Here is a 12,623-nt window from a genome sequence, read left to right as displayed (position 1 = left end):
AAATGACCAAGGCAGAAAAAGTTACTTTTACAATAAACAAACTTAAAGAACTATACCCTACAATACCAGTTCCTTTAGACCATAAAGATCCATATACTTTATTAATTGCAGTTTTAATGTCTGCACAAAGCACAGATGTACGTGTAAATAAAATTACGCCATTACTATTTGCAAAGGCAGACAACCCTTATGATATGGTTAAATTAACTGTAGATGAAATTAGAGACATAATTAAACCTGTTGGTTTATCTCCTATGAAAGCCAAAGGAATACACGGTTTATCACAAATGTTAATAAAAAAACACAATGGCATTGTTCCTAAAGATATGGATGAGTTAGAGAAATTTCCAGCTGTTGGACATAAAACAGCAGGAGTGGTAGTATCACAAGCCTTTGGAATACCTGCATTTCCTGTAGACACCCACATACACAGACTAATGTACAGATGGGGATTTACAAATGGAAAAAATGTTGTACAAACAGAAAAAGATGCAAAAAGATTGTTTCCTAAAGAATTATGGAACGATCTGCATTTGCAAATTATTTGGTACGGTAGAGACTATTCTCCAGCCAGAGGTTGGGATTTAGATAAAGATATAATTACAAAAACAATAGGGAGAAAAACAGTGATTGAAGAATATTATAAAACCAAAAAGAGCCGTTAAGGCTCTTTTTTTAGTTCAAAATGTTTTCAAATTGCATCTCATTGTATGTAATTACATTCATCGATTTAGAATAATTCAGTAAAAACTGAACTGTACTTTTAGATGTTGCCATTATTGCACAAGAGTTGTTTTGTTGTTTAGAGTAAATTTTTTCCATATAAAATAGTATTGTTATAGTAAGATAACGCTACTATTTTAGAAATATTATACTCTTAGGTTAAAAACCTATTAATTCGTTAAAACGATGTTGTGCTTTTCTATTATTTTTCTCATGTTAATTAAAGCATATCTCATTCTTCCTAATGCAGTGTTAATGCTAACTCCTGTATTTTCAGAGATTTCTTTAAAACTCATATCCTTGTAGATACGCATTAATAAAACTTCTTTTTGATCTTCTGGTAATTCTTCAATAAGAACTTTTAAATCAGAATCAATTTGGTTTTTTATTAATTGTTTTTCTGCATTTAACTTATCATCACTTATTACAGAAAAAATATTAAAATCATCGCTACCTTCAAACATAGGCATACGCTTATTTTTTCTAAAGTGATCTATAATTAAATTGTGTGCAATTCTCATTACCCACGGTAAAAATTTACCTTCTTCACTATAAGAACCCTTTTTTAAAGTTTTTATCACTTTAATGAAAGTATCTTGAAATATATCCTCAGTAATGTCTCTATCTAATACTTTAGAGTAAATAAAACTACTAATTCTTTGGTTGTGTCTATTAATTAATATTTCTAGAGATTTTTCATCTCCTGTAATATACTTTTTTACTAATACTGAGTCTTCAATTTGTAGATCCATTTCGAGTTACTTTTTTTGGTTATTTAATGCGTACCGCCTCCCTATATGGGAATAAGTTCATTTAATAGTGTTTAATAATTTTAAAAAAGTAATGTTCGCTATATAGGCCTATAAGTTTAATTACACTTCAAATATATATAAAATAAGAGGTTCGCAAAAAATCTATGTTGTGATTACCCCTATTTTTGATGTAAAAGCGTCTTTTATGGTTATTAAAAGGTACAAATTGTATCTTTACAGTATTAATTACGGATATGAATACACTTTTAGACGTCGACCCAAAACATAATATTATTATTAAAGGTGCTAAACTGCACAACCTCAAAAATATAGATGTTGTAATTCCTAGAAATAAACTTGTTGTTATTACTGGTTTATCTGGTTCTGGTAAATCTAGCCTTGCTTTTGATACACTTTATGCAGAGGGCCAACGTAGGTATGTAGAAAGTTTATCTTCATATGCACGCCAATTTTTAGGTAAATTGGACAAACCTAAAGTAGACTATATAAAAGGTATAGCTCCTGCAATTGCTATAGAGCAAAAAGTAAACTCTACAAACCCACGTTCTACTGTAGGTACTACAACAGAAATTTATGATTACTTAAAACTATTGTATGCTAGGGTTGGTAAAACAATATCTCCCGTTTCTGGTAAGCAAGTAAAAAAACACACTGTTACAGATGTTGTTAACTTTATTAAAGAGTATAGTGCAAATACAAAACTATTACTTCTTGCTCCTATTAAGGTTAAAGAAGATAGAGAGCCTTTAAAAGCTTTAGAAATGTTTTCTAAACAAGGGTATGCCAGAATAAAACACAAAGGTAAAGTTTTACGTATAGACGATTCTATTACACAAATGGATAGAGAGTTTTATTTGGTGGTAGATAGAATTATAACTAAAGATGATGAAGATTTTTATAATAGATTAGCAAATGCTGTTGATACTGCTTTTTTTGAAGGTGAAGGCAATTGTATTATTGAAGAATTAGAAACAGGTAAACAAACTACTTTTAGCAATAAGTTTGAGTTAGATGGCATTAAATTTATAGAGCCAAACGTACACTTATTTAGTTTTAACAATCCTTTTGGTGCTTGCCCAACTTGTGAAGGCTATGGTGATGTTATTGGTATAGACCAAGATTTAGTTGTTCCAAATACTGCGTTGTCTGTTTATGAGGGTGCAATTTTTCCTTGGAAAGGAGAAAGTATGGGCAAATATAAGGATGAATTTATAGCTGCTGCATATAAGTTTGATTTTCCTATACACAAACCTTGGTTTGAACTTACAGAAGAGCAAAAACAATTAGTTTGGGACGGTAATAAATATTTTACAGGCCTAAATAACTTTTTTGCAATGTTAGAAGAAAAGAGTTACAAAATACAAAACCGTGTTATGCTCTCTAGGTACAGAGGCAAAACTAAGTGTGCTACATGTAAAGGAAAACGTTTACGTCCAGAGACAGACTATGTTAAGATTAATGATAAATGCATATCAGAACTAGTAGAACTACCTATAGATACGCTAACAGATTTTTTTGACTCGGTTAAGCTAAATAAACATGATGCACAAATTGCAAAACGCTTGTTGGTGGAAATAACTACAAGACTTAGTTTTTTAAATAAAGTAGGATTAACATATTTAACACTAAACCGAAAATCTAATACATTATCTGGTGGTGAAAGTCAACGTATAAACTTAGCTACATCATTAGGCAGTAGCTTGGTTGGGTCTATGTATATATTAGATGAGCCAAGTATTGGTTTACACCCAAAGGACACAGAAAATTTAATAGATGTTTTAAAATCTTTACGAGACCTAGGTAACACTGTTATTGTTGTAGAACATGATGAGGATATAATGAATGCCGCAGACCAGGTTATAGATATAGGTCCTGAGGCGGGTACACATGGTGGAGAGGTTGTAGCAAATGGTACTATGGAAGATATTTTAAAATCTACCTCTTTAACTGCTAGTTACCTAAATGGCACTAAAAAAATTGAAGTACCTAAAAAAAGAAAAAACTTTACCAATTTTATTAGAATAAATGGCGCAAGAGAAAATAACCTTAAAAATATAGATGTTACTTTTCCTTTAGGCATACTAACTGTGGTAACAGGGGTATCTGGTAGCGGAAAAAGTACATTGGTTAAAAAATTACTTTACCCTATAGTATTAAAAGAAATTGGAGGCTACGGAGAAAAAGCCGGACAATTTACTTCTGTAGAAGGAGAATATAAGGATATAAAAAATGTAGAGTTTGTAGACCAAAACCCTATTGGTAGGTCTTCTAGATCTAATCCTGTAACTTATATTAAGGCTTATGATGATATTAGAGCGTTATTTGCTTCACAAAAATTAAGCAAACTTAGAGCATACCAAGCAAAGCACTTTTCTTTTAATGTAGATGGCGGCCGTTGTGAAAAATGTAAAGGAGAAGGTGAAATAACTGTAGAAATGCAGTTTATGGCAGATGTACATTTACTTTGTGATGCTTGTAATGGTAAACGTTTTAAGAAAGAAGTACTTGAGGTAAAATTTCAGGACGCAAATATAGATGATGTTTTAACTATGACTATTGATGATGCCATTGCCTTTTTTGAAGAGCATCAACAATTAAAAATAATGAACAAACTAAAACCTTTACAAGATGTTGGTTTAGGTTACGTTACACTTGGGCAGTCTTCTTCTACCCTATCTGGTGGTGAGGCTCAACGTATTAAATTAGCTTCATTTTTAGTAAAAGGTAAAACAACCAACAAATCTTTATTTATTTTTGATGAACCAACAACTGGTTTACATTTTCATGATATAAAAAAATTACTAAAATCTTTTAATGCTCTTTTAGATAAAGGACACTCTGTTGTTGTAATAGAACACAATATAGATTTAATTAAATGTGCAGATTTTATAATTGACTTAGGGCAAGAAGGTGGTACAAAAGGAGGACAATTAATAGCTACTGGTACTCCAGAGCAAATTGCAAAAAGTAAAAAATCGTTTACAGCTAAATATCTTAAGGAAAAATTAAACTAAATTAATTTACTAATAATCAAATAGTTAAATACAAAAACTGTTTTTTGGCACGCTGTTTGTAATATAAATATCAGAATGTAAATAGTTGCATTCTGAATTTATAAAACCTTATAGTATGAAAAAATCAGTATTACTTTTTACAGCACTTTTAGTTGGTACATTTAGTACAATGGCTGTAACTACAGAAAACACAGAGAATAAGGTTGCAAGCAGCAATACTTTATTACAAAACAACTCTTTTACTTTTGTAGAGAACGGCGTAACATTTTCAGTTTTCCCAGATGGTGAGTTTGATTTCTTTATTGATAATAGAGTAAATGTAAATGCTAATATAAATTTAGGCAGAAACGCAAATATCACCTTTAATACAGGTTACAATTATAATGCATATGTACAGTATGATGATTACGGAGCTGTAATACAAGTAGAAAATGTTCCTATTTATTATGACTATTACGGAAGAGTAGAACAAATTGGTGATGTAAACATTAATTACAGAAACAATAGAGTTCACAGGCTTGGAGGTATGTATGTTTACTATAATAGTAGAGGATTTTATGATTATCACAGAGGATATATTAACAGGTATAACAGAAATTTTACATTTAACAGATACAATAGTTATTTTCATAGACCAGCAGTTAACTTTTGTTTAGTACAACCAAGACCATACAGAAGGTATTATGCTCCTGTTAGATATACGTATTATAGACCTTATACAAACAATTATAGAAAATCTTATGTAAGAGTTGGTAAATCATATAAATACAACAATAGAGACAATTACAGATCTTCTAAAGTGTACAGAAATGATAACAGAGTAACTACAAGAAGTAACAGAACAGTTGGCATTGCTAGAACAAACTCTAGAGCTGTTGTACAAAACTCAAGAAAAAGTAATAAAACTGTTATAGATAGAAATAACAGAGCTAATACTAGATCTACTACTGTAACTAGAACAACTAGTAGAAACCCTAACACATCTAGATCTGTTACGAGATCTACAACATATAAAACTCCTGCAAAAAGCAGAACAAATAGCAGAGTTGGTAATACAAGAAGTACTGCTAAAACACCAGCTAGAATCACTACTAAAAGAACTACAACGGTTAATAGAAAACCACAAAGTACTAATAGTAGAGCTACAAGAAGCACTACCAGAACAACTACAAGAGTAACAAAAACTCCTAGTAGAAGTAGTTCATCTAAAAGTAGAGCTGCATCAACAAGAAGCAGTTCTAGAACATCAAGTAGCACAAAAGCTCCATCTAGATCTAGTAGAACTAGTTCTAGTACAAGAAGCAGAAGATAATAAAGACAGTTTTTTAGGTTGTTAGTTGTTAAAGCCCTAGGAGAATTTATTCTTCTGGGGCTTTACTTTTGCTTTCTTTTTTTCTTTAAATAAGGTGATACTATACCGTAAACATCTTTGGAAACTCCAAGCTTATAAAGCACAAAAATATAAACAACACTAATTATAATACTTTTTAAAGCAATATTTATTACCGGATAAAATTTAAAATTTACAAAGAAAAACAAACCACCTAACACACATAAAACCAATAAAACTTTTAATGTATCTAAACTAAAAGGATGCATTTTAAACTTGGCATATACGTAGCCTATTTTTACAGCATTAAAGCCTGCTATAGCAATAAATGATGCCCAAGCTGCTCCTTCTAAACCGTAAGCAGGAATTAATACATAGTTTAAAGCAACTACCAAAATAGCAAGCAAAACTCCCATAACTAATATTGCTCTATAATAATCAGAATTAAAAAGAATGGAGTTACTATTACCCAAAAGAGCATCTAACACTTTTGTTAAACCAATTAAAAAAACAACAAGCATTCCTCCTCTATATGCAACGGGCATTAATTTATACAGTTCATTCAAGTTAAGTACAATTAATAGAAAAATAATTCCTGATATTATAAATAAGGTTAATGATGATTTTTTATATAGCTTAAGTAATTCTGGCTTGTCTTTGCTATTTAATAACTTAGCAGTTAAAGGATGAGTTATTTGGTGCATAGCTCTAGAGGGTACCGTTATTACTGTTGCTATAAAAACAGAAACGCCGTAAAATGCTACATTTTCTATAGCTACATATTGGTTAAGCATAAACTTATCTATCTCTAGTAAAATTACGGCTGCAGAACCGCCCAAAATAATAAGTGCACTATACTTTATAATTGAAATATAATTATTTGGAAGTTTAAAATTAAAACCAGGCATTTCTAAGCTAAAAGCATACCATTTCATCACTAACAAGCGCAAAACATAAACTCCTACTAAAGCTTTTAAAAAAAAGTCTACAGAGATAAGCTTGTAATAAACCAATACCAGTAAAATAGCAATACATAGTCTACCAAAAACTTCTTTCATAAAGTTTCCAAAAACAGATTTCATATGCACCTTTACCCAAGAGTAAAATATTTCAAAATAAGACATTGCTAGCCCTACAAAAAAAATATACCATACATATCCTTTAACTTCTTGGTTTTTTTCTGCTAAAAAATCACCTATAAAATCAGTAGCAAAAAAAGTAATAAGTGTAAATGGTATAATTATAAGCATTGGTAAGTACAGCATAAGGCTTAAAAAAGACTTTGCTTCATTACCATCTTTATAACTACTATAAAACTTTACTAATGTATTCTGTACTCCAAAAGTTAGCAAAGGCATTAATAATGCTGCTGTAGCAAGTATTACTGTAACTAAACCATAATTTTCTTTAGATAAAAAATTAGTGTACAAAAAAAGTGTATTAATAGCACCAATACCAAAGCCTAAAAAAGTTACAATGGTATTACTAAAAGTTTGTTTAAATACAATACCCATATAAATGATTAGCTAGTTTAGCTGTAAGCTCTTTTCTACTATATGTGTTAATGTTAGTAGAATTTACATTTAATTTTTCTGTTTGGTATGTACCAAACCAATCTAAAAGTAAACTTTTTAATTTATATGTATCGCTATAATTAAAAGCCACGCCTGTATTTGTCTCTTTTATTATACTACTTACCTCCCATCCTTTTGGTCCAATAGCTAAAATTGGTCTCTTAGCTCGCATATACTCAAACAGCTTACCTGCAATAATACCTATTGTATCTGGAGAATCTATTTCTGAGAGTAATAATACCTGAGATTTTTCTTGATACACTAATGCCTCTTTATGTGAGACATATCCTAATAAATTTACGCAAGATTTTAAGTTGTATTTATAAATTGTTTCTAAAACATCTTCACTTACAACACCAATAAACTGAAGGCATAAACTTCTTTTAAAGTCTTTATTTTCCTCACACAACTCAGACAATGCTTTCCATAAATTTTCTGGATTTCTACCTGTAAGTAAAGATCCTATGTGCGATATTGTAAACTTTTTATCTAAAGTTTTTTTACTGGCGATATCACCATCAAAACCATTTGTTATCACCTCAATAGGTTTGCTAGTAATATTTAAAAATTCTTTTTTAGTGGTTTTACTAGTTACTAAAATACTATCTGCAGAATTTAAAACCAAATGTTCTAAATTTTTGTGTTTTTTAGCTGATGACTTACTTAATCTTAACTTTTTATGGTACCCAATAGAAGTCCAAGGATCTCTAAAATCTGCCACCCAATTAACACCTAACTTTTCCTTAAGCTTAAGGCCTATTAAATGCATACTGTGTGGGGGGCCAGTTGTTATTATTGTATTTATATTTTCCTCTTCTACAACCTTAGTTAAATAATTAACAGAAGGTTTCACCCAATTTTTACGAGCATCAGGTATAAAAAAATTACCACGTACCCACAGCAAAAATTTTTCTATTATAGATTGATTTTTACTTTGTATTAAACCAGAACTAATTTTTTTTGTTTTGTTTTTTGATAAAAAATTAGCCCAACCATAAGGTTCATTAATTTTCTGTTTGTAAATTTTTACACCTTTGGGAATTTCATTTACAAAGGATGCATCTTCTATAGGATAATTAGGATTTTCTGGCACATATACTACAGGCTCAATATTATAATCTTTTAAATATTTCACAAATTTAAGCCACCTCTGTACTCCAGGGCCACCAGCTGGTGGCCAATAATAGGCAATAATTAGCACCTTTTGCATTATGCATCTTCCCGTTTAGTTGTTTTTTTAAAACTAAAAATAATACCTCCAATAACAATTATAGCTAAAAGTATGTTACTTGCTAAAGCTATTTTACTGCCTTTTACAACTACTTCTGGCTCAAATTTAAATTCTATCTTATGTTTACCAGCAGGCACTTCTAAAGCTCTAAGCGTATAATTTACTTTAAAGTATGGCGAACTTTTTCCATCAATATAAGCATTCCATCCATTTTTATAATACATTTCAGAGAATACCGCTAAGGCATCTGTTGTAGTAATAGATGTATATGTTAAGTGGTTTGGCTCATACTTATCTAAAATAATTGTGGCTGTAGAGTCTTTTGCAAAACTAAATTTAGATAATTTTGGAAACTCGGTTATATTAACTACAGCTTCTGTTTTAATATTTAAACTATCCAATGCCATAATCTCTTCATTGGCAGAAGATACTTTTTTTAGGTTTTGTACAAACCAGGCATTACCCATTGCATTAGGGTTTACTGCTGGATAAGTACGTCCTTCTTCATCTTCCTGAATTACATATTTTACGTTAAGCATACTTAAAACCCTTACATTGTTTTTGTAAATATGAAAATCAAACAAGTCCTGCATTGCAGCTGGTTTTGCTCCGTGGTAACCACCAATAGAATTATGATAATAAGATGTACTTGCTCCGTTTAACCCTTCTCTTGGGTTATAAACACGGAATACAGAAGTATCTTGGTTTATTTGTTTATCTGTATTTGTTATAGGAAAAGGTTGCTCCATTTGTCTTGCATGTACAAAGTCATTTTCTGTAACATACCTTTTAGCAACAGGTACTAAATCTGCTAAAATTAATACACCCATTACCGCTACAAAAACGTTGTTTTTTAACCTTTTATGTATAAATAATGACAATGTAGCTGCTGATAGTAATACATATATTAAAGAACGTAAAACATCATTAGTATACACCTCTTGTCGGTCTAGTTTTATCATAGCTAATACTTCATCTCCAAAATATTTTCTATAATTATCATCACTTAACCCATCAAAAGTAAAAGTTCCTTTAGCTAAAAATAATAGTATTAATGTTCCTAAAACTAACCCTGCACTTATTAGTAATGATTTATTGTATTTAGCTCTATTTTCTTTCTCTTTAAATAAGGTCATTAAAGCTAAAATACCAAGCAAAGGAATACACAACTCCAATACTACTTGGATAGATGAAACTGCTCTAAACTTATCATATAAAGGAAAATTATCTATCATAAAATTGGTTAAACCACTAAAGTTTTTTCCCCATGAAAGCACTAATGACATAATAGTACCACCTAAAAGCCACCATTTTAATTTACCTTTTACAATTAACAAACCTAAAACAAATAGAAAAAATAATACTGCACCTACATAAGCTGCTCCAGAAACACCCGGTTGGTCTCCCCAATATAACGGCAAACCTTCTGCAAAATCTAATGCTTGTTTTCTAGATAAACCTTTACGCACTAAAAACTCATAAGTTTTGGATTCTTCTCCTAAATTTTCAGAGTTAGACCCTCCAAATAGTCTTGGCACAAATATGTTTAAAGACTCCGTTATTCCATAACTGTATTGTGTAATATATTCTTTATCTAGTCCTCCAGTATTCTCTCTATCAGATCCATCATTATTTATGGTTAATTTAGATGTACCTCTGGTACTCCAATCAGAATATTCTTTTGTTGCCATTAAATTAGTTGCGTTTGTTGCAATACCAATTAACACAGCAGCAAAAAGTAATCCTACAGAAATAAAATAATGCTTTAGTTGCTTTTCTTTAAATGCGTATACTAAATAAATTACACCCAATATTAAAATTAGCAACATAAAATAATAGGTCATTTGGTAATGGTTGGCATTAACCTCTAAAGCCATTGCAAATGCTGTGAGTATAAATCCTAAAATGTATTTTTTTCTAAACATTAAAACTATACCTCCTAATAACATTGGTATATAACCTAGAGCGTGCGCTTTTGCATTGTGGCCAACACCTAAAATTATTATTAAATATGTACTAAAGCCAAAAGCTAAAGCACCAACAACAGCTAACCTATAATCTACCTTTAAACAGCATAATAAAATATAAAATCCTAAAAAGTATAAAAATAAGTAATCAGCTGGTCTAGGTAAAAACCGTATTAATTTGTCTAATTTTTTTATGTAATTATGAGGGTAATTAGCTCCTAACTGATATGTTGGCATACCTCCAAAAGCACTATTTGTCCAATAAGGCTCTGTATTTGTTTTTTCTCTAAAATTATTTTGCTCCTTTGCCATTCCTGTATATTGGGCAATATCTGACTGAAATATTTTTTTACCCTGCAAAACAGGAGTAAAGTAAGCCAAAGAAGCCACTACAAATAAAACAAGAACAAAAAAGTTTGTTAAAACAGATTTAAAATTAATTTTCATTATGTTGTTGGTGTTGTATTAATATCACACATAAGTTTAGCAAAATAAGCATTTTTTAGTTGCTTAAAGTCTAAACCTAGTAAAGGTTGGTTGTTATTTACAATTAGTTATTCAACTTCTTCAAAATCTATATACTCACCAACTTTTTTAGAAGGGTTAGATTTAAATTTAGTTTTATTAACCTTGGTAGAAGAATTTTCGGTTGTATTTGTATATCCCTGATTAGGGTTTTGACTAAACTCTTCAAATTTTTTCTTTAAATGTTCTTCCGTTTTTTTAGCTGCATAATTCATCATTTTTGGCGCATATAAGCGTATCAAAAACTTAAGCAGGTAATAAACCGCAATAATTACAAGAATAGCTATTAAAAAATCCATATTTGTTCTAGAAATTTATATCAAAAATACAATTCTACCGTTGTATATAAAGATTATATCTCTTAAAATAATAATAAAAGTATATTTAGGTAAGCTTACAGGTATGAAAAAATTAAAAAATATATTCTCTTTATTTCTTTTTGCACTTCCATTTTTAGGACTCTCACAATACACAGACGTAATAAACTCTAACAGACCAGGACAATCTGTAAGTGCATATGCAATTGGCACAGGAGTTTTACAGGCCGAAGCCGGAATGTCTTACGAAAAACAAAGTCATAACACACTAAAAACGGATTCTAAATTATTGGGAGTAGATTTAGCTTTAAGGTATGGTTTGTTTTTTGAAGAGTTAGAAATTATATATGAAGGAACATATACTAATGAAAACAGAACATATTCTACCATTGGTTTTCCTGATCAAAAGTATACAGATTTTAAAAGAAATAGAATTGGATTAAAATATTTAATTTTTGACCCTTACAAGAGTGAAGAAGCAAACAAGCCAAATTTATATAGCTGGAAAGCTAATAACACATTTCAGCTAAAAAATTTAATACCTGCAATATCTGTTTATGCAGGTGCCAACTTTGTTTTGGGAGACAATCCATACTACCCTGGTGAAGCAACAATTTCGCCTAGAGGTATGATTGCTACACAAAGTAGGCTTTCTCCTAAATTTGTACTTATAACCAATGTAGCGTATGACCGCATAGGAACAGATTTTCCTGAATGGAGCTACATTGTATCTTTATCTCACGCATTTAGAAACCCAAAATGGAGTGTTTTTGCAGAAAACCAAGGCATTAAAAGCGACAGATATTCTGATGTAATTTTTAGAGGTGGTACTGCTTATTTAATTGATGAAAATATGCAAGTAGATTTACATTTGGGTGCCAATATAAAAGATACTCCTACCCGCCTATTTTTTGCTGCCGGTTTTTCATATAGGTTAGACATGCATAAAGATAAAGTAATTGCTATTGAAGATCAGAATGCAACAACCAAAGACGGAAAAATCAGAAAAAAGGACTTAAAAAAGAAAAGAAAACAAGCTAAAAGAGATGCCAAAAATAAAAATAGTAAGAAAAAGAAATCTAAAGATGATGAACCAATAGATTTTTAAAAACATCTTTTAATTTTAATAAGCCTAAAACTTTCTCTTATTAATTAATATTCCTAATATT

Annotated in this window: 9 protein-coding genes; 4 read left to right on the top strand and 5 right to left on the bottom strand. The window is 30.3% G+C overall.

Going from position 1 to position 12,623, the window contains the following annotated elements; all coding sequences use genetic code 11:
- Positions 1-2 precede the first annotated feature (2 nt).
- Positions 3-665: an endonuclease III domain-containing protein gene (locus PBN93_RS13670; protein ID WP_271080872.1), complete on the top strand. Its 663-nt coding sequence runs from the start codon at positions 3-5 to the stop codon at positions 663-665.
- A 228-nt stretch (positions 666-893) separates the two neighbouring features.
- Here the strand turns inward: PBN93_RS13670 and PBN93_RS13665 are convergent, their stop codons facing one another.
- Positions 894-1,475 carry an RNA polymerase sigma factor gene (locus PBN93_RS13665; RefSeq protein ID WP_077405619.1) on the bottom strand — a complete coding sequence of 194 codons (582 nt, stop codon included), beginning with the start codon at positions 1,473-1,475 and terminating at the stop codon, positions 894-896.
- Positions 1,476-1,729: 254 nt separating this feature from the next.
- Here PBN93_RS13665 and uvrA point away from each other — a divergent pair, with 254 nt between their 5' ends.
- Together uvrA and PBN93_RS13655 are read left to right on the top strand one after the other, a co-directional pair.
- Positions 1,730-4,510 carry an excinuclease ABC subunit UvrA gene (gene uvrA, locus PBN93_RS13660; protein WP_271080871.1) on the top strand — a complete coding sequence of 927 codons (2,781 nt, stop codon included), beginning with the start codon at positions 1,730-1,732 and terminating at the stop codon, positions 4,508-4,510.
- Positions 4,511-4,625: 115 nt separating this feature from the next.
- Positions 4,626-5,822 carry a hypothetical protein gene (locus PBN93_RS13655; RefSeq protein WP_271080870.1) on the top strand — a complete coding sequence of 399 codons (1,197 nt, stop codon included), beginning with the start codon at positions 4,626-4,628 and terminating at the stop codon, positions 5,820-5,822.
- A 62-nt stretch (positions 5,823-5,884) separates the two neighbouring features.
- Here the strand turns inward: PBN93_RS13655 and PBN93_RS13650 are convergent, their stop codons facing one another.
- From PBN93_RS13650 to PBN93_RS13635, 4 genes are all read right to left on the bottom strand, one after another.
- A complete protein-coding gene (locus PBN93_RS13650) occupies positions 5,885-7,354 on the bottom strand; it encodes a lipopolysaccharide biosynthesis protein (protein WP_077405610.1) in 1,470 nt (489 codons plus the stop codon).
- On the bottom strand, positions 7,338-8,624 hold the full coding sequence (locus tag PBN93_RS13645) for a glycosyltransferase family 4 protein (protein WP_077405607.1): 1,287 nt from the start codon (positions 8,622-8,624) through the stop codon (positions 7,338-7,340). Before PBN93_RS13645 ends, PBN93_RS13650 begins: the two co-directional genes overlap by 17 nt.
- The gene (locus tag PBN93_RS13640) at positions 8,624-11,059 is read right to left on the bottom strand and encodes a YfhO family protein (protein ID WP_077405605.1); all 2,436 of its coding nucleotides are present in this window, start codon (positions 11,057-11,059) and stop codon (positions 8,624-8,626) included. Before PBN93_RS13640 ends, PBN93_RS13645 begins: the two co-directional genes overlap by 1 nt.
- Before the next feature lie 107 nt (positions 11,060-11,166).
- Positions 11,167-11,436, bottom strand: a complete 270-nt coding sequence (locus PBN93_RS13635) for a DUF4834 family protein (RefSeq protein ID WP_077405602.1) — start codon at positions 11,434-11,436, stop codon at positions 11,167-11,169.
- Between the two features lie 103 nt (positions 11,437-11,539).
- Between PBN93_RS13635 and PBN93_RS13630 the strand changes: the two genes are divergently transcribed.
- Entirely contained in the window at positions 11,540-12,562 is a 1,023-nt protein-coding gene (locus PBN93_RS13630) for a transporter (RefSeq protein ID WP_077405599.1), read from the top strand.
- Positions 12,563-12,623: the final 61 nt, after the last annotated feature.

Origin of the sequence: Cellulophaga omnivescoria, from assembly GCF_027915275.1 — a bacterium.
In the GTDB taxonomy this organism is placed as follows: domain Bacteria; phylum Bacteroidota; class Bacteroidia; order Flavobacteriales; family Flavobacteriaceae; genus Cellulophaga; species Cellulophaga omnivescoria.
Note: the sequence above shows the minus strand (reverse complement) of the source record. Positions and strands in the feature narration are given on the sequence as shown.